This is a genomic window from Arthrobacter sp. P2b, from assembly GCF_900168295.1.
In the GTDB taxonomy this organism is placed as follows: Bacteria; Actinomycetota; Actinomycetes; order Actinomycetales; family Micrococcaceae; genus Arthrobacter.
Genome location: NZ_FVZL01000002.1, coordinates 344,778 through 367,148 on the forward strand (window position 1 = coordinate 344,778; position 22,371 = coordinate 367,148).

Consider the following 22,371-nt stretch of genomic DNA (forward strand, 5'->3'; position numbering starts at 1 on the left):
CGGCGGCTATGTGGACAGTTGCGCCGCATCAGCCCCGGCAGGTTCCTGGCCCACGATGACGGCCAGGACCCCCAGCCCCGCATGCGCGGCCAGCACGGCCGGCAGGGAACTGATCTGGGCTGGCGGGCAGTGGGGCAGCGCCGCTGACAGCCGGACGGCCAGGCTTTCGGCTTCCTCAGGGTTTCCGAAGTGGTGGACGGCCAGCCGCACGGCCCCAATCCGTGCTTCCGCCTCGGCAGCAACGATTTCCTCCAGGCGCGCCACTGCCTTGGCCGCTGAACGCACTTTTTCCAGCGGAACGATCTTGCCGTCATCGACCGCGAGAATCGGCTTGATGGCGAGCATGGTTCCCACCAGGGAGGCCGCGGCGCCGATCCGTCCGCCGCGGCGGAGCTGCTCAAGGCTGGGCACGTAAAAATACACTTTGGTGCGGGCAGCCTGGCTTGCTGCGGCAGCAGCGGTCCCGGCTGCGTCCGCACCTGTTGCCGCGGCGGCCACTCCGGCCTGTACCGCCATACCCAGGGCCATGCCGACGGTGCGTGAGTCAACCACTTCCACGGGAATGTCCACCCGCGCAGCAGCGAGCCGCGCGGCGTCAGCCGTGCCGGAAAGTTCCCCGGAGATGTGGATGGACACGACGGCCTCGTATCCCAACCGCCGGGCGGCACGGTAGGCATTTTCGAACTGGCCCGGGGAAGGCCTCGACGTCTTCACCGCCTTTCCTGCGGCCAGGGCCAGCGCGATGGTCTCGAGGATGTCGTCTTCGCCCTCGCCGTAAATTTCCGCGCCCACCATCACGGGCATCGGAATGACCGTCAGCAGTCCCTCTGCTCCGAGCCCGTTCACCCACTCCGCCGGCAGTGCAGCAGCGGAGTCGGTCACCACCGCGGTGCGTACGACGGCGGCTCCCGGCCTGGGTGGGGGGCGGAGGCCCGCCAGGCGCGCACGGAACCAGGTCCAGGCGGCGGTGTTTCTCTCGGGCAAGTGGCCTCCTGGTGTCGGTGACCGGCCACCGGAATTGTTCCGGTGGCCGGAGCCGGCTTGCTGGATGCTAGGCCGGGACGATGTTCACCAGTTTAGGTGCGCGGACAATAACGGTGCGGATGCCGCGGCCGTCGAGGGCGCGCTGGACGTTTTCACTGGCCAGGGCCTGTTCACGCAGTGCGTCCTCGCTGATGTCCGGGGAGACTTCGAGCCTGTCGCGGACCTTGCCCTGAACCTGGACGACGGCGGTGACGGTCGCCTGGACCAGCAGCGCCTCATCGTGGGCAGGCCAGCCGGCGTTCGCGACGGAAGCCGGGTGGCCCAGGACGTTCCACATGTCCTCGGCCGTGTACGGCGCGAAGAGGCTGAGGATGACGGCAACGGCCTCGGCAGCCTCGCGGACAGCAGGATCGGCCCCGCCTGCGCCGGCGTCGATGGTCTTGCGGGTCGCGTTGACCAGCTCCATCAGCTTGGCCACCACCACGTTGAACTTGTTGTTGTCCAGCAGCGCCGCGGCATCGGCAATGGTGCGGTGCGTGACGGAGCGCAGCGCCCGGTCACCGGCCGCGGGGTCAACACCGGGCTGGCTGGTGACGTCCTGCGCAAGCCGCCAGGCCCGGGCCAGGAACTTCGCGGAGCCCGACGGCGACACGTCCGCCCAGTCGACGTCGTCCTCCGGCGGGGAGGCGAAGATCATGGTCAGGCGGACGGCGTCCACGCCGTACTTGTCCAGCTGCTCGCCGAGGTCAACACCGTTGCCCAGTGACTTGCTCATGGCCTTGCCGCCGTTGAGCACCTGGCCCTGGTTCAGCAGGGCGCTGAACGGCTCGTCGGCGTCGATCATGCCGAGGTCGTGGATGACCTTGGTGAAGAACCGCGCGTACAGCAGGTGCAGGATGGCGTGCTCCACGCCGCCCACGTACTGTCCCACCGGCATCCAGTCGTTGATCTTCTCCGGATCGAAGGGACCCTCCGTGTACTGCGGCGACACAAAACGCAGGAAGTACCAGGACGAGTCCACGAACGTGTCCATGGTGTCGGTGTCCCGCTTGGCAGGTCCGTGGCAGTTGGGGCATTCAACGTTGACCCAGGCCTCGGCGGCAGCCAGCGGGGATGTCCCCTTCGGCGACAGGTCCTCGCCGCGGAGGTCAGCCGGGAGCGTGACGGGCAGCTGCTCGTCCGGAACTGCTACCTCGCCGCAGGCGGGGCAGTGGATGATCGGGATGGGGGTGCCCCAGAAGCGCTGGCGGCTCAGCAGCCAGTCGCGCAGGCGGAAGTTGACGAACTTCTCGCCCGTGCCCTGCTTTTCCAGGATGGCGATGGCGGCGGGGATGGCTTCGGACTTGGGCAGGCCGTCCAGATCGCCGGAGTTGATCAGTGTCCCCTCCCCTGTAGTGGCGGTGCCGGATACTGCAGGGTCCTCCTCGCCGGTGTCCAGGACGGCGCGCACGGGAAGGTCGAACTTGCGGGCGAAGTCGAGGTCGCGCTGGTCATGGGCGGGGACGGCCATGATGGCGCCCGTGCCGTAGTCAGCCAGGACGTAATCGGCGGCCCAGACGGGAAGCTTCTCCCCGTTCAGCGGGTTCACGGCATACCGGCCGGTGAAGACGCCGGTCTTTTCCCGTTCTGTGGACTGGCGCTCGATTTCGGTGAGGGCCTTGACCTTCTCGCGGTATTCGTCCAGGGCAGCGGCGTGCTCCTCCGTAACGAGCTCGACGGCGAGTGGCGCGTCGGCCGCCACCACGAAGAACGTGGCGCCGTACAGCGTGTCCGGGCGGGTGGTGAAGACCGTGACGTCCTTGGCGGGCTTGCCGCCGTCGGCCTCGATCACAAAGTTGACGTGGGCACCTTCGGAGCGGCCGATCCAGTTCTTCTGCATGGCCAGGACCCGCTCGGGCCAGTGACCCCGCAGCTCTTCCATGTCATCCAGCAGCCGGTCGGCGTAATCGGTGATCTTGAAGTACCACTGGTTCAGCGACTTCTTGGTGACCGTGGTGCCGCAGCGCTCGCAGGCTCCGTTGACAACCTGCTCGTTCGCAAGGACAGTCTGGTCCTTCGGGCACCAGTTGACTGGCGAGTCCTTCCGGTACGCCAAACCGCGCTCGTAGAACCGTTTGAAGAGCCACTGCGTCCAGCGGTAGTACTCGGGGTCCGAGGTGTGCAGCCGGCGCGACCAGTCAGCCGAGATGGCGTAGCGCTTGAAGGACGCCGCCTGGGTGTCGATGTTCGCGTAGGTCCACTCGCTCGGGTGGGCGTTGCGCTTGATGGCGGCGTTCTCAGCAGGCAGCCCGAAGGAGTCCCAGCCGATCGGGTGGAGCACGTCGTAGCCCTGCTGGCGCAGGTAGCGTGCCACCACGTCCCCCATGGCGAACGCTTCGGCGTGGCCCATGTGCAGGTCACCCGACGGGTAGGGGAACATGTCCAGTACGTACCGGCGTTCCCGTGATCCGTCGTCGACAGGGGTAAAGACCTTCAGGTCTTCCCACACCTGGGGCCATTTGGCCTCCATGGCCGTGAAGCTGTAGGTGCCCTCCTCGGGCCCATCCGCCGCCACTGTTGCTGCTGTTCCGGTCTCTGTCTCCGGCTGAACGCCCACTGCTGCCCTCTTCTGTTCTGTTACGGCATCTGTGCTGCCATAACGGCCTGATCCTCCTGCTGCCGGACCGGAAAAACTCCCGGACACACAAAAGCCCCTCACCATGGAGGGGCTGCCGCTCAGCTGTCCGTGTCCCGGACACCTGGCGGCTAACTAAGCAGAAGGATCGCACGCATGGAACTACTTTAGCGCACCGAAGCATCGCGGTGCCGCCGCATGCGCGGCCCTGTCCGGCGCGGCAGCGCAGGAATACACTGGGGTCCGCGAGGCAACAACTGATCCGGACCGGTGACTCCCGTGAGCGAAGACATCCTGTTTCCCCCTCTGGGCCATCCCGCGGCGCTGGCAAGGGAAACCGTAGGCAGCAAGGCCGCGGCGCTGTCAGGGCTGACCGCAGCCGGGTTCCCGGTCCCGGCCGGTTTCGTTGTAACCGGCACTGCCCTCGCAGCAGCCAGGGCGCAGGACGCCGGCGCCGGGCTGGATGGCGCACTCCAGGCCGCCGCCCGCAGGGCCGGGTCCGGCCCCTATGCAGTCAGGTCCTCTGCCGCCGCCGAGGACCTGCCCGGGGCGTCGTTCGCGGGCATGTATGAGAGCTACCTCAACGTGTCCGCCGCTGGCCTGGCCGCCGCCGTCGAACGCTGTTGTGACGCTGCCACGGCGGACCGCATCCGCGCCTACGAGTCCAGCCTCCAGCAGCATCGCGATGACCTTGGTCCGGCTCAGGCAGGCGGGGGCATGGCCGTCCTGGTGCAGCAGATGGTGGATGCCGCGGCCGCAGGCGTCGCCTTCACCGCCAACCCCCTGACCGGGGACCGCAGCGAAACTGTCATCTCCGCTGTCCCGGGGCTGGGTGAAAGCCTCGTCTCGGGCCTGCAGGCAGGAGAGGAATGGATCGTCCGGGCGGGACTGCCTGTGCCGGAGCGCGGTGGGGGCGCAGTCATCTCGGGTGAAGCCGCGACGGCGGTGGCCGCCATCGCGGGCAGGATCGCCCGGCATTTCGGCTGCCCGCAGGACATTGAATGGGCGGTGGACCGCGCCGGCCACGTCCAGATCCTCCAGGCCCGCCCCATGACCGCACTGCCTGATCCCGTGGTGTGGGAACCGCCAGGCACAGGCTTCTGGGTGAGGAATTTCCGGCTGGGCGAGTGGCTGCCCGAACCTGTGACGCCCTTATTCATGGACTGGCTGGTCCCGCGGATTGATGATGCCTTCAACGGGACGTTGGGAGAGACCCTGGGAGTCGCCGCGCCCGTGCGCAGCGGGGTGGTCAACGGCTGGTATTACCTTTCCCCGCCCAGTCCCACGTCCATCCCCCGGATGCTCTTTGGTGGGGCGGCCAGACAGTCCTTGTCGTTCTTCATCAACGCGGTCCTGCGGCCCACGTTCGACCCGGCAGGCGCGGACAGGAAGGTCCTTCGCGGCCTTGAGGAAACATGGCGCCAAGACTGCCTGCCTGCTTACAAGGCCCTTATCGACTCATCGCGGCCGGCAGTGCCTGCTGCAACAATGCCGGAACTGATTGCCGTTGTGGATGCGGTGGCCCGGCAGGCTGGGGAATACCTCTGGTTTATTTCGGCCACAGGCGGCGCCGCATGGAAAATGGAAGTTGCTTTGGGCAGGTACTGGCGCCGGCACCTCGCCGGCGCGCTCGCAGCAGCAGCACCGGGTTCGGAGAACGCCATGGGGTACCAGGTCCTTCTGGGCGGCCTGTCGCCCCTGCCTGCCGTTGTTCCCCATGCCGTATACAGCATCGACTGGTACCACCCGACGGCGGGTGAACGCTTCCCCTCCCACGCGGAGTCGGGTGGCACATCAGGGACGCTTCCCGCCACGGTGGCAGCTGAGCGGCGAACAATAACTGAGGCGGCGTGCCGCGCGGTACTCAGGGGAACCCCTCGGCTGGAAAAGTTCGAAGTCCTCCTGAGCGTGGCACAGCACTACGCAATCCTCCGCGAAGAGCAGGTCCGGGACTTCACCATGGGCTGGCCACTGCTTCGCCGCTGTGCCGCGGAGCTGGGCGCCCGTCTCCATGACCGCGGAATCATCGCGGCCCCTGACGACGTCTACTTCGTGACGCTGGATGCCCTGCGTACGGACGCGCCGCCCCAGCAGGACGCCGTGTCCCGGCGCCGGGCTGGCTGGCTCCGGCAGCGGAAGCTGGCAGCCCCGCTGACCCTGGGTAAGATGCCGCCGCTGCTGGGCAACGCCTTTGACCGCATCGCCAATTCGGCCCGGAGCACCAGGAACCTGCCGGGCGGTGCCATTGTGGGGCATCCGGCCAGTCCCGGCCGGGCCATGGGCCGGGTGCGCGTGGTTGACGGCCCCGGAGACTTCGCCCAATTCATGCCGGGCGAAGTCCTGGTAGCGAGGGTCACGACGCCGGCCTGGACCCCGCTTTTCACCGGTTCCGCGGCAGTAGTCACCGACGGCGGCAATCTGGCAGCGCACGCCTCCCTGATTGCACGCGAATACGGCATCCCCGCAGTTGTGGGCACCGGCAACGCCACCCACGTCCTGAGAACGGGACAGTTAGTAACAGTCGACGGCAACGCCGGCACCATCGAAACCCACGAGGGCTGAAAGAAGCCAGGATTGGGTTACTTCACGTCCTCGTCCACCCAATCCATGGACTTGGTGACGGCCTTCCTCCACAGCCGCAGCTGCCTGTCCTGTTCGGCCTGGTCCAGTTGGGGTTCCCAGCGCTTGTCCTCGGACCAGTTGGCCGAGAGTTCGCCGAGGTCCTTCCAGAAGCCGACGGCGAGGCCGGCGGCGTAGGCTGCGCCGAGGGCAGTGGTTTCCACCACCATGGGACGGATGACCGGTACGCCCAGGATGTCCGCCTGGAACTGCATCAGCGCGTCGTTGGCGACCATACCGCCGTCAACCTTCAGTTCGGTGAGCGGCACGCCGGAGTCCGCGTTGACCGCGTCCAGCACCTCGCGGGTCTGGAATGCGGTGGCTTCCAGTGCGGCACGGGCGATGTGGTTCTTGTTGACGAAGCGGGTAAGGCCCACGATGGCGCCGCGCGCGTCGGACCGCCAATAGGGGGCGAACAGGCCGGAGAACGCCGGGACGATGTACACACCGCCGTTGTCCTTGACCGATGCGGCCAGGGTTTCCACCTCGGGGGCGCTGCTGATCATTCCCAGGTTGTCCCGCAGCCACTGGATGAGGGAGCCGGTGACGGCGATCGAACCTTCCAGGGCGTAGTGGGGTGCGGCGTCGCCCAGTTTGTAGCCCACCGTGGTGAGGAGGCCGTTCCTGGAATGGACGATCTCTTCGCCCGTGTTGAAGATCAGGAAGCAGCCGGTGCCATAGGTGTTCTTGGCCTCGCCGGTCCGGAAGGCTGCCTGGCCGAAGGTCGCCGCCTGCTGGTCGCCCAGGATACCGGCCACCGGAGTTTCCCTGAGCAACTGGGACGTATGCACGCGGCCGTACACCTCCGAGGAGGATTTGATGTCCGGCATCATGCTCCGCGGGACCCCGAAGATGCCGAGGATTTCGTCGTCCCACTGCAGGGTCTCCAGGTCCATGAACAGCGTGCGGGAGGCGTTGGTGACGTCCGTGACGTGGACTCCGCCGTCCACGCCGCCGGTCAGGTTCCAGAGGACCCAGGCGTCGGTGTTGCCGAACACCAGGTCACCGGCCTCGGCTTTTTCCCGGGCCCCTTCCACGTTGTTCAGGATCCACATGATCTTGGTGCCGGAGAAGTAGGTTGCCAGCGGCAGGCCCACCTTCTGTTTGAAGCGGTCTGCTCCCCCGTCCCTGGCCAGCTCATCCACGATGCCCTGGGTGCGCGTGTCCTGCCACACGATGGCGTTGTACACGGCCTCACCGGTGGTTTTGTCCCACACCACAGCTGTTTCGCGCTGGTTGGTGATTCCGACGGCGGCAATATCGTGCCGTGTCAGGTTTGCCTTAGCCAGGGCGGAGGCGATGACCTCCCGGGTGTTGTTCCAGATCTCGGCCGGGCTGTGCTCAACCCACCCCGCCTGGGGGAAGATCTGTTCGTGTTCCATCTGGCCCGATGAGACGATCGCCCCGCCGTGGTCAAAGATGATCGCGCGGGTGCTGGTGGTGCCCTGGTCGAGGGCGAGTATGTACTGGTTCATGTGACGTCCTTGTCTTGGTGGCGGCTGTTGGCAAGCGCCCGTCCCTGCAATGATCGCACCGGACTCGAGACAAGCCCTGGAAGCCACCGCGCGGAGGCTGGCGCATTTCGAAGGCCAGGCCACACTGACTGGGTAGAGTCGATGGTATGAGAACCTCACCCAAGCTCAGCCTGAACAACGGCGTGCTGATCGACCAGCTCGGTTTCGGGCTGTACAAGGTGCCTGCCCGGGACGCGGAAGGGCTGGTCGCCGTCGCACTAGGTGCCGGCTACCGGCGTTTCGACACCGCGGCGATGTACGGCAATGAACTTGGCGTGGCCCGCGGCGTCGGCCCGCAGCTCAGCACGCAACCGGGCAGCGGCGGGTCGGGCGAGTCTTTTCCGGCATTGTCCAGGGAGGACGTGTTCATCACTACCAAGGTGTGGAACGACCACCACGGCTATGACGCCACGCTGCGGGCCTTCGATACGTCCATGGTGAACCTGGGGCTGGACTACGTGGACATGTACCTCATCCATTGGCCCTGCCCGCGGAAGGGGCTCTTTCCGGAGACCTACCGGGCGCTCGAGACGCTCTACCGGGAAGGCAGGGTGCGTGCCATCGGCGTCAGCAATTTCCAGCCTGCCCACCTGGACCGCCTGCTGCAGACGGCCGAAGTGGTTCCGGCCGTCAACCAGGTGGAACTGCACCCGTGGCTGCAGCAGGAGGAACTGCGTGGCAAGCACCGCGAGCTGGGCATCATGACCGAAGCGTGGAGCCCGCTGGGCCGCGGCCAGGTCCTGGCTGACCCTGTTGTCCAGGCGTGCGCGGCGGAACACCGCAGGACCCCCGCCCAGATCATCCTCCGCTGGCATGTGCAGCTGGGGCACGCCGCCGTGCCCAAAGCCAGCTCCGAGGCGCGCATCCGGGAGAACCTGGACGTGTTCCGCTTCGAACTTTCCGAGAGGGACATGGCTGCACTCGCAGGACTTGAGCGGGGACAGCGCACCGGCTCCCATCCGGACAACGTCAACTAAGGCCACGATCCATGAAAACAACAAACCCGGGGCCATCAGCCGCGCCTGCCTACATCAGCCCGGACCTGGCGGCACGCACCACCGCCTCCACCGTGGAGCTTGACGGAACCAAAGTCGCCTTCTGGACTTATGACCCCGTGGAAACCGGCCCGGACACCCGGACCATCCTGGTGATCCACGGGTTCCGCGGCGACCATCATGGCCTCCTGCGCGTTGCGGACCAGCTTCCGGACATGCGCATCATCATGCCCGACCTTCCCGGGTTCGGCAGTTCCGGGCCTTTCGACTCCGGCCCCCACTCCGTGCAGCGCTACGGCCAATTCATCACAGACTTCATGGCGGCCCTGGATCTGGGACCGGACACGGTCCTGCTGGGGCACTCCTTCGGGTCCATCATCGCGGCACACTTTGTGGCAGAGCATCCAACGGCCGTAACCCCGCTGATCCTCATCAATCCCATTGCCGCTCCGGCCCTCGAGGGGCCCAAGGGAATCATGACCCGGCTGGCCGTGCTGTACTACCGGCTGGCCGCGCGGCTCCCCCGTTCCCTGGGACTGGCGCTGCTCCGCAGCCCGCTCATCGTCCGGGTGATGAGCGAAGCGATGGCGAAAACCGGCGACCGCAACCTCCGCCGTTTCATCCACGGCCAGCACCATGCCTACTTCAGCGCCTTCGCCAACCGGGACAGCCTGCTCGAGTCCTTCACCGCATCGGTCAGCAGCCATGTTGCGGAGGTGGCCGCACGCCTGGCCCTTCCCGTCCTGCTGATCGCCGGCGAGAAGGACGAGATCGCCACCCTCCCCGACCAGCACCGGCTGCTGGCCCTGCTCCCGGACGCGGAACTCCGGGTGATTCCCGGGGTGGGACATCTGATCCATTACGAGACTCCCGGGCCGGCCGCCACCTACATCCGCAGCTTCCTGAAGGACCATCCCGCATGAAGATCGTCATCGATGCCCGCTTTACCAGGACGGACCACCATGACGGCATCAGCCGCTACGGGGCAAGCCTGATCGCCGCGACCGCAAAAATCGCTGACGTGTCCATGCTCATCTCCGACGTCCGGCAGCTGGCACTGCTCCCGGACGTTCCCTACACCCTGATCAGCAGCCCGCTCTCACCGCTGGAACTGTTCGTGGCTAGGAAGGTCAACGCCCTGGGGGCCGATGTTGTGGTGTGTCCCATGCAGACAATGGGCACTTGGGGGCGCAGGTACGGGCTCGTCCTGACCCTGCACGACCTGATCTACTACGAGCACCCGGAACCGCCCGGGTTCCTGCCCGCCCCGGTCCGGCTGCTGTGGCGGCTCTACCACAAGGCGTTCTGGCCGCAACGGCTGCTCCTTGACCGGGCCGACACGGTGGCCACCATCAGCCGTACCACTGAGGCACTGATTGCCAAGTACCGCCTCACCCGCCGCCCGGTGCGGATCATCAGCAACGCCCCGCAGCCGGAGCAGGACCCGCGCCCGGCGGAAGCAGGTGCCGGGCAGTCCATTGTCTACATGGGGTCTTTCATGCCCTACAAGAACGTGGAAACCATGGTGGCCGGCATGGCAGAGCTTCCCGGCTACACCCTCCACCTGCTCAGCAGGATCACGCCGCAGCGGCGGGCAGAGCTGGAGGCCCTGGTTCCACCGGGCGCCTCGGTGGTCTTCCACAACGGCGTGACGGACGAGGAGTATGCCGCATTGCTGAGGACTGCAACCGCGCTGGTGAGCCTTTCGCGGGCCGAAGGGTACGGCCTTCCGCTGGTGGAGGCCATGGCGATCGGCACGCCCGTCATCGCCAGTGACATTCCCATCTTCCGTGAAGTGGGCGGTGACGCGGCAACATACGTGGATCCGGCATCCCCGCAGCAGTTCGCCGAAGCGGTGGCAAAGCTTCAGGACGGCGAACGGTGGCAGGAGGCGTCCCGCCGGGCCGTAAGCCGCGCACGTGAGTTCAGCTGGGAGGAGTCCGCCCGCCAACTGGTGGACGTCGCGGCAGAAATTGTGAAGCGGCGCCGCTAAAGGACATCGACCCCGTCCAGCCGGACCTGGACGGGTTCCATGGTGCGCTTGGCCGCCGCCGCTGCCCGTGTCACCCGCAGCACGCGGACGACGGCGGCCGCCTGGCTGTACGGGAAGAACAGCAGGGTGCGGACGTCCTCGGCCGGGCGCCGGGGTGGGGGCTGGCTGTTGAGCAGCACGGGTGCCGGGCCTGCGGTCCGCAGGGTGATGCCCGCCGTCCCGAGTTCTGCTTCCACGGCTCCGGTGTAGTGTTCGACGGCGGAGCGGGGCCCGGTGACGGACGCAATGCGCACCGCCGGCGGAAGCTGCAGTTCGGTCCGCAGGGACAGTTCCCGCTGTGCATAGCCGGCCGGGTCCCAACGCAGCAGGGCTCCCACAGCGGCGGTCTCTGTGGCGGTCACCACCACCAGGCCGCCCTCGGGTGCCGGGCGGACCAGGGCTGCGGCGTTGAACCAGCGGCGGACGGTGTCTTCGCCGGCACGGAGCGTTTCGCGGCGCAGCAGCGAATCACCGTCCAGCAGCAGGGCGGCCGCGTAACCGCCGTCGGCCACCGGTTCGGCGCCCACCGTGGCCACCACCAGGGCCTTGCCCCCGCCCACCGAGGCCTTCACCTGGTCGCCGGAGGAGGTGATGACGGTTTTTCCGGGGAACGCACGGCCGAGTTCTTCTGCCGTTCGCAGGACCCCGGTGGCACCCTTGCGGAGCCGGCGGCCACCGCAATGCGGGCACTGCCAGTCCGGGGCCGGCGTGGAACACCAACGGCACTGGGGCATGGCGGACGTACCGGCAAGCGCGAGCGGCCCCTGGCAGGCTCCGCACCGGGCGGGCTCGCGGCAGGTCTCGCAGGCGAGGGACGGCGCGTAGCCGGCGCGGGCCACCTGGACCAGGACCGGGCCGCGTTCGAGGCCCTCCTTGGCAGCACGCCAGGCGGCACCGGGAAGGCGGGCAATGGTGGCCAGCGGATCCCGTTCCTGCTCGAAGCTGTCCGCCGTGTTGACGACCCGCGGCACAGTCCGGCGGGTGGCTGCACGCTCCGACTCAACGGGCAGTGCCCAGCCTGCATCCACAAGCCGCTGGACCTCGGTGCTCCGGGCATGCCCTGCCAGCAGGCACGCGGCGCCTTCCTGCCCGGCGCGCAGGAGCAGGACCTCCCGGGCATGGGCATAAGGTGCGCGCTGCTCGATATGGAGGTCGTCGCCGTCGTCCCAGCACGCCACCAGGCCAAGCTCTTTGACGGGGGCGAAAGCGGCGGACCTGGTGCCGATGGCCACCCGGGCGGTCCCTGCCAGCAGGCGCAGGAAGTTCCGGTACCGGGGGGTGGGGCCATCATCTGCGGCGAGCCTGGCCACGGCTTCCTCCGGCAGCACTTCCTTGAGCGCGCCTTCGAGCCGGTCCAGGTCGCGGTAGTCCGGCACCACAAGCACGGCACCGCGTCCTGCAGCGTACGCAGCGGCGGCCGCCTCGGCCAACAGGCGGGGCCAGCCGGCCGGGCCGTATCCCTGCAGCGGGTTGAGAACGGCACGGGGGGCACCGCCGTCGGCAAGATGCCTGAGGAAAGCGGGGCCGTTCCGGTAAGCGGCCCAGGCGGAGGCAGGGGCAGGCGGCAGGCCGTCGTCGTCCTGGCCTGTGCCCTCCGGCTGCGCAACCGTTCCGGCCTCCGCGCCTGCGCCGGGAAACTCCTTTTCCAGCCGGGCCACCCTGGGCGGTACGGCAACGCGAAGGACATCACTCACGGTCCCCGCATAACGGGCGGCAACGGCGGTGGCCAGGTCACGTACGGCCGGCGTCAGGACCGGGACCGGGGACACCACCTTCGACAACGGCACCAGGGTGTGCCCGGCATCCGATTCGGCAACCCGCTCCAGGACAAAACCGCTGAGGTCCTGGCCGTTGAAGCTGACCTTGACCCGGACGCCCGGCTGGGCGGCATGATCGAGGGCGGCAGGAACTGCATAGTCGAAGGGGCGGTCCAGGTGCGGCAGGGACGACTCAACCAGTACCCGGGCCACGGGGAGATGGCTGGCCAGGGCGATACCCGCAGGCAGCTTCCGCGACGGAAAGCCCTGCAGCAGGGAGGGCTGAACAGCATGCCCGGACCCGGCGGGAAAGTCCAGCCCGGGCTGGACTGGGTTGTCAGCAACCATTGCGGCTACCTCCATTCAGCTCCCGGGTGGACATGCCAAGCCAAGCACCGGGCACTGACATTTACGCCAGGGGCCCGGATGCAATGTTCCTAGGCGTTGAAGAAAGCCTTCAGCTCGTCTACGCGGTCCAGGCGCTCCCAGGTGAAGTCGGGTTCGTCGCGGCCGAAGTGGCCATGCGCTGCGGTCTTGGCGTAGATGGGGCGCTTCAGGTCCAGTGCATCGATGATGGCACGGGGGCGAAGGTCGAAGATTTCGGCGATGGCAGCGCTGATCCGGGCAGGATCGACGGTTTCGGTGCCGAAGGTTTCCACGTAGGTGCCCACCGGACGGGCCTGGCCGATGGCGTAGGCAATCTGGATTTCCGCCCGCTTGGCCAGCCCGGCCGCCACCACGTTCTTGGCAACCCAGCGCATGGCATAGGCCGCGGACCGGTCCACCTTGGACGGGTCCTTGCCGGAGAAGGCTCCGCCGCCGTGGCGGGCCATGCCGCCGTAGGTGTCAACGATGATCTTGCGGCCGGTCAGGCCGGCATCGCCAACGGGGCCGCCAATGACGAATTCGCCGGCAGGGTTGAGGATGTTCTTGGTCCGCGAAATGTCCAGGTTGGCGCCTGCCAGGACCGGGTCGATCACGATGGCGGCCAGGTCTGCCCGGAGCTGCTCCAGGCTTGCGCCTTCCGCGTGCTGGCTGGAGATGACCACGGTTTCCACGGAGACGGGGACGTCCCGGTCGTAGCCCACGGTCACCTGGGTCTTGCCGTCCGGGCGGAGGTAGGCCAGTTCACCGGATTTCCGGACCTCGGTGAGCCGTTCCGACAAGCGGTGAGCCAGCCAGATGGGCGTGGGCATGTAGGAGGGTGTTTCGTCGCTGGCGTAGCCGAACATCAGGCCCTGGTCGCCGGCGCCCTGCAGGTCGTAGTCGTCCTCCTGGCGTCCCTCGCGGGCTTCCAGCGAATTGAAGACGCCGCCGGCGATGTCGTTGGACTGCTGGCCGATGGAAACCGAGACGCCGCACCGGGCGCCGTCGAACCCGTTGGCCGAGGAGTCGTAGCCGATCCCCAGGATGGTCTCGCGGACGATCTGCGGGATTTCAACGTAGGCGTCGGTGGTGACCTCACCTGCCACGTGCACCAGCCCGGTGGTGGCCATGGTTTCCACGGCTACCCTGGATTCCGGATCTGCCGCCAGCAGGGCGTCCAGGATAGCGTCACTGATCTGGTCGCAGATCTTGTCCGGGTGGCCTTCGGTGACCGACTCGGAGGTGAACAGCCGGAGCGCGGTGGGCGCGGCGCCGGAGGTCTGGGGAAGGTGCAGGGGTAAAGTCACTCAACTACCTTACTGGTTGGAGTCCGTACGCCCCGCTGGAGATGTCCCCGTGCTAAGCGAACGTGGCGGGGAACACTCAGGCCCGGGGTGAAACGTGGTTCAGTTCAAAGCCGATCCGGCTGATGATGGCAGCGGCAACCTCTGTCTTGGTTCCGGCCGCCTCCTGTGGTTCGGAGCCTGACCGCGCCAGGATGACCACGGAATTGGTGTCCTGGCCAAACACTTTGTCGGAGCCGACGTGGTTGACCACCAGCAGGTCGCATCCCTTGCGCTGGAGCTTCGCCTGCGCGTAGGCCAGGACATCGCCGTGGCTGTCTCCGGTTTCGGCGGCGAATCCGACGATCAGCTGGTGATCGCCTGCCGGGCCGGCAGCGTTTGGAAGTGCACTGTTACGCAGTTCCACCAGTTCATGGAGGATGTCCGGGTTGCGGACCAGGGTGATGACGGGGTCGGCGCTGTCATCGCGTTTCTTGATTTTGGTGTCCGACACCTCAGCGGGACGGAAATCTGCCACGGCAGCGGACATGATGATGACGTCGGAGTCAGCGGCGGCTGCCAGTGCCGCCTCGCGAAGCTGCAGGGCTGTTTCCACGGGCACCACGTCCACGCCGGCGGGCACAGGAACTTCCATGTGGGCGGCGAGCAGCCGGACCGTGGCCCCGGCGTTGCGCGCGGCGACGGCCAGCGCTACCCCCTGTTTCCCGGAGGAACGGTTGCCGAGGAACCGCACGGGGTCGAGGGGTTCGCGGGTTCCGCCGGCGCTGATGGTGACGGTGCGGCCGGCCAGCGGCAGCTGGTAGTCGGTCTGTCCCTGCACCAGGGCCATGGCGGCGTCAAAAATGACCTGCGGCTCGGGCAGCCGCCCGGGACCGGAGTCGGCGCCGGTGAGCCTGCCGGTGGCGGGCTCGAGGACTGCGGCACCGCGGGTACGCAGCATCTCCACGTTGGCGCGGGTGGCGGCGTGCTGCCACATCTCCGTATGCATGGCGGGCGCGAACAGCACCGGCCCGCGGGCCATGAGGAGGGTATTGGTGAGGAGGTCTCCGGCTTGTCCGGTGGCAGCCTTGGCGAGCAGGTCCGCCGTGGCCGGTGCGATGACCACGAGGTCGGCCTCGTGGCCGAGCCTGACGTGGTTGACCTGGTGGACGTCGTCGAAAACGCTGTTGCTGACCGGGTTCCCGGACAGCGCCTCCCAGGTGGCGGTGCCGACAAAGCGCGTGGACACCTCCGTGGGAATCACCGTGACGTTATGGCCGGCTTCAGTAAAAAGCCGGAGGAGCGATGCCACCTTGTAGGCGGCAATCCCTCCCCCGACTCCGAGGACTATGCGCACGTGACCTCCGTCAACAGCAAGTCAGATAAGCGGCAGGATTACTCTGCGGCTTCGATCGGCGTGGAAACCAGCTTGCCTTCGTTGATCTCGCGCAGTGCGATCGAGAGCGACTTTTCGTTCAGCTTGGTGTCTACCAGCGGGCCGACGTACTCGAAGAGGCCCTCGTGCAGCTGCGCGTAGTAGGCGTTGATCTGACGAGCACGCTTGGCACCGAAGATCACCAGACCGTACTTGGAGTCGGCTGCTTCAAGCAGCGAGTCGATCGGCGGGTTGATGATGCCTTCAAGGTTCGTGGACACGAATTCTCCAAATTTCTAGCGGGCTGACGGTTCCGGCAGGTGTGGGTGCGGCGTCAGCCCCATGAGTGAAACAAGCTCGTCCGCTGCCCGGCGGACGTCGTCATTGATGACGGTGTGGTCGAACTCCGGTTCAGCAGCAAGTTCCAGTTTAGCGGTTTCCAGCCGCCGCTGCTGTTCCTCGGGTGTTTCGGTGCCGCGGCCCACCAGGCGGCGCACCATTTCGTCCCAGGTGGGCGGGGCCAGGAACACGAACTGTGCGTCAGGGACGGCCGCCTTGACCTGCCGGGCGCCCTGCAGGTCGATCTCCAGGAGCACCGACCGGCCCTCGGAGATGGCCTGGTTCACCGTGCTCTTCAGGGTGCCGTAGGTGTTCTGGCCATGCACCACGGCCCATTCCAGGAGTTCCCCGGCAACAATGAGCTGCTCGAACTCCTCCTTGGTTTTGAAGAAGTAGTGGACGCCGTCCACTTCGCCGGGCCGGGGAGCCCTGGTGGTGGCCGAGACGGACAGCCAGACCTCGGGGTAGTTGTCGCGGATGTAGGTGGACACGGTGCCTTTGCCAACAGCCGTCGGACCTGCGAGGACTGTCAGTCCAGGATTCTTGCTCACGTATTCCTTTGCCGGAGTTCGGGGATGGCCGGCCGCAGGCCGCCCTAATGCTCGTCTATAAAATCTACCAGCGCCCGGCGCTGGTGCACGCCCAGGCCGCGGACCCTGCGGGACGTCGCAATGCCCAACTGGTCCATAATTGCCGCAGCCCGGACCTTGCCGATCCCCGGCAGTGCCTCAAGGAGCTCTGAAACCCGCATCCGCGCCAGGGCGTCATCCTCCATGGCGGAGTTGATGATGTCCGCCGCGGACCTCTCGCCGTTTTTGAGGCTTTCCTTGGCAGCGGCCCGGGTAGCCCTGGCCGCGGCTGCCTTGTTCAGGGCGTCAGCCCGTTCCGTCGCGGATAGCGGTCTCAGCACCATGAAGGACACCCCCGGATTCGGCGGATTATGTCCAAGGGCGGCCGCCCTTGGACCTGTCCTGAAACTACCCTTTGGTGCTGCCTGAATCAATGCAAAACGCGAAACGGAGCGCTATTCGGCGCGCAGCCCGTCCAGCGTCCGCAGGGCAGCTTCACGAAGTCCGTGCAGGTCAGGCCCGGCCGAGAGGATGTCCCGGCTGGAGGTGCCCAGAACGTACCGGTAAGCAGCCCCGAATGTGGCCCGAAGGTCCGCCGGCGTTGCCCCTTGGGCTCCCAGTCCCGGGGCCAGGATGGGGCCGCGCACGGCCGCCAGGTCCAGGTCCAGTTCGGTCAGGGCGGACCCGACGGTTGCGCCGACCACCAGCCCGACGGAGCCGAGGCTCCCCTGATAGCGGGCGTTTTCCGCGGCTGCTGCCTCCGTGATCCGGCGCGCCACGGAGTCAGCTCCCCCAACGTGCTGGACCGAGGCACCCTCGGGGTTGGAGGTCAGGGCGAGGACGAACACTCCCCGTCCGGTCTCCGCTGCCAGGTCCAGGGCGGGACGCAACGACTCGAACCCCAGGTAGGGGCTGAGGGTGACAGAATCCGCGGCCAGCGGGGATCCGTCGCGGAGCCAGGCGTCGGCGTAGGCGGCCATGGTGGACCCGATGTCGCCGCGCTTGGCATCGGCGATGGTGAGCACCGCTTCATCCCTGGCGGCAGCAAGAAGCTCTTCCAGCACAGCCATCCCGGCCGAGCCGTGGCGTTCGTACAGGGCCACCTGCGGCTTGACCGCGGCAGCGAGCGAAGCCACCGCCTCCAGGACTGTCAGCGAAAAGCGCCGCAGCCCGGCGGCGTCGTCGTCCAGCCCCCAGCTCTTCAACAGCGCAGGGTGCGGATCGATGCCCACGCACAGCGGGCCGCGGGCGGCCATGGCCGCGCCCAGCCGGGAGCCGAAAGACTCCCGGCCGGCTGCGGATACCTGCTCAGGCATGCTGGAGGGCCGCCTTCTGCGAGGCCGCCAACGCCGCGGCGTGCTCCTGCAGGCTGGTGACGGACCACTCGTAGGTACGCATGGCTTCAATGGCCTGGACCGCGGCGTTGAACTCGGCCACCGTGGTGATGCAGGGGATGCCGATGGACGTTGCGGCGGCACGGAGCTCATAGCCGTCGCTGCGGGCTTCGCCGCCGGACGGGGTGTTGAAGACCATGTCGATCTCGCCGGCGATGACGAGATCGGCAATGGTGCCTTCGCCTTCGGCGCTGCTGCCCTCTGCCACCTTGCGGACGGGTGTCGCCTGGATGCCGTTGCGGCGCAGGACGTCCGCCGTGCCCCCGGTGGAGACGATCTCGAAGCCGAGGTCCGAGAGGCGCTTGACGCCCATGATCACCGAGCGCTTGTCCCGGTTGGCCACGGAGACAAAGATCTTGCCTTCGGTGGGGAGGGCGTTGTTGGCGCCGGCCTGGCTCTTGGCGAAGGCGGTGTCGAAGTGCTTGTCGATGCCCATGACCTCGCCGGTGGAGCGCATTTCCGGGCCGAGCAGGGAGTCGACGACCTTGCCTTCCAGGGTACGGAAGCGGCTGAACGGCAGGACTGCTTCCTTGACCGAGACGGGGGCGTCCAGGGGCAGGGTGGAGCCGTCGCCGGTTTCCGGCAGCATCTTGTAGGCAGTGCGCAGCTGGTTGATGGTCACGCCGGTGCCGATCAGGGCTGCGGCCTTGGCCATCTGGACGCCGGTGGCCTTGGACACGAAGGGCACGGTGCGGGACGCGCGCGGGTTGGCTTCCAGGACGTACAGGACGTCGGATGCCAGCGCGAACTGGATGTTGATCAGGCCGCGCACGCCCACGCCTTCGGCGATGGCGCGGGTTGCGGTGCGGACCCGCTCCAGGACGTTGCTGCCAAGGGTGATGGGCGGCAGGACGCAGGCGGAGTCGCCGGAGTGGATGCCGGCTTCCTCGATGTGCTCCATGATGCCGCCCAGGTACATGTCCGTGCCGTCAAAGAGCGCGTCGACGTCGATTTCGACGGCGTCCTCAAGGAACCGGTCGATCAGCACCGGGTGGTCCGGGGTGATTTCCGTGGCGTTGGCGATGTAGCGGGAGAGGTTGGGCTCGTCGTAGACGATTTCCATGCCGCGGCCGCCCAGGACGTAGGACGGGCGCACCAGCACGGGATAGCCGATCTCATCCGCGATCTTCTTGGCGTCCTCGAAGGAAACGGCGGTGCCGTTCTTCGGAGAGATGAGTCCGGCCTTGTCCAGCACGCGGGAGAACATTCCGCGGTGCTCGGCGAGGTCGATGGCCTCCGGTGACGTGCCAAGGATGGGAACACCGGCGTCAGCCAGCTGCTGCGCGAGCTTCAGGGGTGTCTGGCCGCCGAGCTGCACGAACACGCCCATGACGCCGCCGGTGCGTTCCTCCGCAGCGATGACCTCCAGCACGTCCTCGAGCGTGAGCGGCTCGAAGTACAGGCGGGTGGAGATGTCGTAGTCGGTGGAGACGGTTTCCGGGTTGCAGTTGACCATCACGGTCTCGTAGCCGGCCTTGCGCAGTGCCATGGAGGCATGGACGCAGGAGTAGTCGAACTCAATACCCTGGCCGATGCGGTTGGGGCCGGAACCCAGGATGAGGATGGACGGCTTGGAGTGCAGCGCCACCTCGTCCTCCTCGTCATAGGCCGAGTAGTGGTACGGGGTGTACGCGGCGAACTCGGCGGCGCAGGTGTCCACGGTCTTGTAGACGGGACGGATGCCCAGTGCCTGGCGGACGCCGCGGACCACGGCCTCCGGGTTGTGGGTGAGCGCACCGATCTGCTCGTCGGAGAAGCCGTGGCGCTTGGCGCGCTGGAGCATCTCCTTGGTGAGGGCGCCGGCCTGGCGGATCTCGTGGGAGATCTCGTTCAGCAGCTGGAGCTGGTCGAGGAACCAGGGGTCGATCTTGGTCGCCTCGAAGAGCTGCTCTACGGTGGCGCCGCCCAGGAGGGCGCGCTGGACCTGGTGCAGGCGCTCGGTGGTGGGGCGCTTGGCCTTTTCGATCAGCTCTGCCACTTCCCATTCCGGGACGCTGCTGAAGTTCAGCTGAGAGCCCTTCTGCTCGAGTGAGCGCAGGGCCTTCTGCAGGGCTTCGGTGAAGTTGCGGCCCATGGCCATGGCTTCGCCCACCGACTTCATGGTGGTGGTGAGGGTGTTGTCCGCGGCCGGGAACTTCTCGAACGCGAAGCGCGGAACCTTGACGACGACGTAGTCGAGGGTGGGTTCGAAGGATGCCGGCGTTTTCTGGGTGATGTCGTTGGGGATTTCATCCAGCGTGTAACCCAGCGACAGCTTGGTGGCGATCTTGGCGATGGCGAAGCCGGTGGCCTTGGACGCCAGTGCCGAGGAGCGGGAAACGCGGGGGTTCATCTCGATGACCACCACGCGGCCGGTGGCGGGGTCGATGGCGAACTGGATGTTGCAGCCGCCGGTGTCCACGCCCACTTCCCGGATCACGGCGATGGAGATGTCGCGCAGCCGCTGGTATTCACGGTCGGTGAGGGTCAGCGCGGGGGCGACGGTGATGGAGTCGCCGGTGTGGACGCCCACGGGGTCGAAGTTCTCGATGGAGCAGACAACAACGACGTTGTCGTTCTTGTCGCGCATCATTTCGAGCTCGTATTCCTTCCAGCCGAGGATGCTCTCTTCGAGCAGCACCTCGCTGGTGGGGCTGTACTGCAGGCCCTGGCCCACGATGCGGCGGAGGTCATCCTCGTTGTAGGCCAGGCCGGAGCCCAGGCCGCCCATGGTGAAGGAGGGGCGGACCACCATGGGGTAGCCCAGGTCCTCGGCGGCTTTGAGGGCCTCGTCCATGGTGTGGATGATGTGGCTGCGGGCCGATTCTGCGCCGCAGCGCTCCACCACGCCCTTGAACTTCTCGCGGTCCTCGCCCAGTTCGATGGCGGCGATGTTGGCGCCGATGAGCTCCACGTTGTACTTCTCGAGGACGCCGTTCTTGTCCAGCGCAATGGCGGTGTTCAACGCGGTCTGTCCGCCCAGGGTGGGCAGCACGGCGTCCGGGCGTTCCTTGGCGATGATCTTCTCCACCACCTCGGGGGTGATGGGCTCGACGTAGGTGGCATCGGCGAACTCGGGGTCGGTCATGATGGTGGCCGGGTTGGAGTTCACCAGGATGACCCGGAGGCCCTCCTCTTTGAGGACGCGCAGCGCCTGGGTGCCGGAGTAGTCGAATTCGGCCGCCTGGCCGATCACGATGGGTCCGGATCCGATGACCAGAACGCTTTTAAGGTCAGTTCTCTTGGGCATTACTTCTTGTCCTCAGTCTTGTTGTCAGCGGCGTTGCGTTCGATCGGATTATGCACGGAGTCCACAGGCTCCTTGGACAGGTTGGCGGTCCTGCCGTCCCGGGTTCCCTCCATCAGCTCGATGAAGCGGTCGAAGAGGTAGGCGGCGTCGTGCGGGCCGGCGGCTGCCTCCGGGTGGTACTGCACGGAGAAGGCCGGGATGTCCAGGCAGGCGAGGCCTTCAACGACGTCGTCGTTCAAGCTGACGTGGCTGACCTCGACGCGCCCGTAACGTTCCTCCGGAGCCTGCGTGGCGCCGTCGAGCGGTGCGTCCACGGCGAAGCCGTGGTTCTGCGAGGTGATCTCCACCTTGCCCGTGCGGCGGTCCATCACGGGCTGGTTGATGCCGCGGTGGCCGTAGCGGAGCTTGTAGGTGCCGAACCCCAGGGCGCGGCCCAGGATCTGGTTTCCGAAGCAGATGCCGAAGTACGGCAGCTTCTCGTCCAGGACGGAGCGGAGCAGCTTCACCTGGACGTCGGCGGTGGCGGGGTCGCCGGGGCCGTTGGACATAAAGACACCGTCCGGGTTGACGGCCTTGACGTCTTCCAGGGTGGCGGTGGCCGGGAGGACGTGGACGCGCACGCCGCGCTCGGCAAACCGGATGGGCGTCATGGCCTTGATGCCGAGGTCGATCGCGGCGATGCTGAACCGCGCGTCGCCGTCCCAGCCGTGGTCCTTGGGATCAACGACGTAGGCCTCGTCCACGCTGACTTCCTCCGCCAGGCGGGCGCCCTCCATGGGGGCGCTGGCCAGGACGGCGTCGAGGAGTTCCTTGTCCGTTGCCTGCGCGGCGTCGCCCGAGAAGATGCCGGCGCGCATGGTCTTGTGCTCGCGCAGGTGGCGGGTGATGGCGCGGGTGTCAACGCCCTGGATGCCCACGATCCCCTGCTCGGTCAGTTCCTCATCGAGGGAACGCTCGGAGCGCCAGTTGGAGGGCCGGCGGGCGGCGTCGCGGACGATGTAGCCGGCAACCCAGATGCGGCGGGATTCGGCGTCCTCGCTGTTGACGCCGGTGTTGCCGATGTGAGGGGCGGTCTGGACCACCAGCTGGCGGGCGTAGGAGGGGTCCGTGATCGTTTCCTGGTACCCGGTCATGCCGGTGGCGAAGACGGCTTCGCCCAACGCGGTTCCGGTGGCTCCGTAGCTGGTCCCGCGGAAGATGCGGCCGTCCTCGAGGACGAGGACTGCCGGAGCGGAGGTGGTTGCTGTCACTGTATTCGCTTTCACTGCTGGGTCTGTGGCTGCTGTCTGGTTCGCTGCTGG

Annotated in this window: 16 protein-coding genes; 4 read left to right on the top strand and 12 right to left on the bottom strand. The window is 67.1% G+C overall.

What is annotated here, in order from left to right:
* Positions 1–6: 6 nt before the first annotated feature.
* On the bottom strand, positions 7–984 hold the full coding sequence (locus B5520_RS06190; RefSeq protein WP_079596187.1) for a DegV family protein: 978 nt from the start codon (positions 982–984) through the stop codon (positions 7–9).
* Between the two features lie 67 nt (positions 985–1,051).
* Entirely contained in the window at positions 1,052–3,580 is a 2,529-nt protein-coding gene (gene leuS, locus B5520_RS06195; RefSeq protein ID WP_079596188.1) for a leucine--tRNA ligase, read from the bottom strand.
* A 297-nt stretch (positions 3,581–3,877) separates the two neighbouring features.
* Here leuS and B5520_RS06200 point away from each other — a divergent pair, with 297 nt between their 5' ends.
* Positions 3,878–6,160, top strand: coding sequence for a PEP/pyruvate-binding domain-containing protein (locus B5520_RS06200; protein ID WP_176156797.1), 2,283 nt, complete (start codon positions 3,878–3,880; stop codon positions 6,158–6,160).
* Positions 6,161–6,177: 17 nt separating this feature from the next.
* Here the strand turns inward: B5520_RS06200 and glpK are convergent, their stop codons facing one another.
* Complete coding sequence (gene glpK / locus B5520_RS06205) at positions 6,178–7,692, bottom strand: glycerol kinase GlpK (RefSeq protein WP_079596190.1); 1,515 nt, start codon at positions 7,690–7,692, stop codon at positions 6,178–6,180.
* 146 nt (positions 7,693–7,838) lie between these two features.
* Between glpK and B5520_RS06210 the strand changes: the two genes are divergently transcribed.
* Genes B5520_RS06210 through B5520_RS06220 form a run of 3 tightly spaced genes read left to right on the top strand, consistent with a single transcriptional unit; the run spans position 7,839 to position 10,719 of the window.
* A complete protein-coding gene (locus B5520_RS06210) occupies positions 7,839–8,708 on the top strand; it encodes an aldo/keto reductase (protein ID WP_079596191.1) in 870 nt (289 codons plus the stop codon).
* 11 nt (positions 8,709–8,719) lie between these two features.
* Positions 8,720–9,649, top strand: coding sequence for an alpha/beta fold hydrolase (locus B5520_RS06215; RefSeq protein ID WP_079596192.1), 930 nt, complete (start codon positions 8,720–8,722; stop codon positions 9,647–9,649).
* The gene (locus tag B5520_RS06220; RefSeq protein WP_079596193.1) at positions 9,646–10,719 is read left to right on the top strand and encodes a glycosyltransferase family 4 protein; all 1,074 of its coding nucleotides are present in this window, start codon (positions 9,646–9,648) and stop codon (positions 10,717–10,719) included. Before B5520_RS06215 ends, B5520_RS06220 begins: the two co-directional genes overlap by 4 nt.
* On the opposite strand, the gene B5520_RS06225 is transcribed toward B5520_RS06220, so the two are convergent.
* From B5520_RS06225 to carA, 9 genes are all read right to left on the bottom strand, one after another.
* Positions 10,716–12,863 carry a primosomal protein N' gene (locus B5520_RS06225; protein ID WP_079596194.1) on the bottom strand — a complete coding sequence of 716 codons (2,148 nt, stop codon included), beginning with the start codon at positions 12,861–12,863 and terminating at the stop codon, positions 10,716–10,718. The genes B5520_RS06220 and B5520_RS06225 overlap by 4 nt on opposite strands.
* A gap of 89 nt (positions 12,864–12,952) precedes the next feature.
* Entirely contained in the window at positions 12,953–14,188 is a 1,236-nt protein-coding gene (gene metK / locus B5520_RS06230; protein WP_079596195.1) for a methionine adenosyltransferase, read from the bottom strand.
* Positions 14,189–14,264: 76 nt separating this feature from the next.
* Complete coding sequence (gene coaBC, locus B5520_RS06235) at positions 14,265–15,521, bottom strand: bifunctional phosphopantothenoylcysteine decarboxylase/phosphopantothenate--cysteine ligase CoaBC (protein WP_079596196.1); 1,257 nt, start codon at positions 15,519–15,521, stop codon at positions 14,265–14,267.
* Positions 15,522–15,559: 38 nt separating this feature from the next.
* Entirely contained in the window at positions 15,560–15,820 is a 261-nt protein-coding gene (gene rpoZ / locus B5520_RS06240) for a DNA-directed RNA polymerase subunit omega (RefSeq protein ID WP_003800778.1), read from the bottom strand.
* Between the two features lie 15 nt (positions 15,821–15,835).
* Positions 15,836–16,429 (bottom strand): guanylate kinase, encoded by a 594-nt coding sequence (gene gmk, locus B5520_RS06245; RefSeq protein WP_079596197.1) that lies wholly within the window; start codon positions 16,427–16,429, stop codon positions 15,836–15,838.
* A gap of 44 nt (positions 16,430–16,473) precedes the next feature.
* Positions 16,474–16,791 (bottom strand): integration host factor, actinobacterial type, encoded by a 318-nt coding sequence (gene mihF / locus B5520_RS06250; RefSeq protein ID WP_176156798.1) that lies wholly within the window; start codon positions 16,789–16,791, stop codon positions 16,474–16,476.
* A gap of 111 nt (positions 16,792–16,902) precedes the next feature.
* Positions 16,903–17,763, bottom strand: coding sequence for an orotidine-5'-phosphate decarboxylase (gene pyrF / locus B5520_RS06255; protein WP_079596199.1), 861 nt, complete (start codon positions 17,761–17,763; stop codon positions 16,903–16,905).
* Positions 17,756–21,070 carry a carbamoyl-phosphate synthase large subunit gene (gene carB, locus B5520_RS06260; protein WP_079596200.1) on the bottom strand — a complete coding sequence of 1,105 codons (3,315 nt, stop codon included), beginning with the start codon at positions 21,068–21,070 and terminating at the stop codon, positions 17,756–17,758. The genes pyrF and carB overlap by 8 nt, the downstream gene beginning before the upstream one ends.
* On the bottom strand, positions 21,070–22,320 hold the full coding sequence (gene carA, locus B5520_RS06265; protein WP_254865485.1) for a glutamine-hydrolyzing carbamoyl-phosphate synthase small subunit: 1,251 nt from the start codon (positions 22,318–22,320) through the stop codon (positions 21,070–21,072). The genes carB and carA overlap by 1 nt, the downstream gene beginning before the upstream one ends.
* Positions 22,321–22,371 lie beyond the last annotated feature (51 nt).

What these genes read in the sequence shown, in the direction of transcription:
- glpK (WP_079596190.1), bottom strand. Translation starts at nt 7,692, where the DNA reads ATGAACCAGTACATACTCGCCCTCGACCAGGGCACCACCAGCACCCGC.
- B5520_RS06210 (WP_079596191.1), top strand. Translation starts at nt 7,839, where the DNA reads ATGAGAACCTCACCCAAGCTCAGCCTGAACAACGGCGTGCTGATCGAC.
- B5520_RS06215 (WP_079596192.1), top strand. Translation starts at nt 8,720, where the DNA reads ATGAAAACAACAAACCCGGGGCCATCAGCCGCGCCTGCCTACATCAGC.
- B5520_RS06220 (WP_079596193.1), top strand. Translation starts at nt 9,646, where the DNA reads ATGAAGATCGTCATCGATGCCCGCTTTACCAGGACGGACCACCATGAC.
- B5520_RS06225 (WP_079596194.1), bottom strand. Translation starts at nt 12,863, where the DNA reads ATGGTTGCTGACAACCCAGTCCAGCCCGGGCTGGACTTTCCCGCCGGG.
- mihF (WP_176156798.1), bottom strand. Translation starts at nt 16,791, where the DNA reads ATGGTGCTGAGACCGCTATCCGCGACGGAACGGGCTGACGCCCTGAAC.
- pyrF (WP_079596199.1), bottom strand. Translation starts at nt 17,763, where the DNA reads ATGCCTGAGCAGGTATCCGCAGCCGGCCGGGAGTCTTTCGGCTCCCGG.
- carB (WP_079596200.1), bottom strand. Translation starts at nt 21,070, where the DNA reads ATGCCCAAGAGAACTGACCTTAAAAGCGTTCTGGTCATCGGATCCGGA.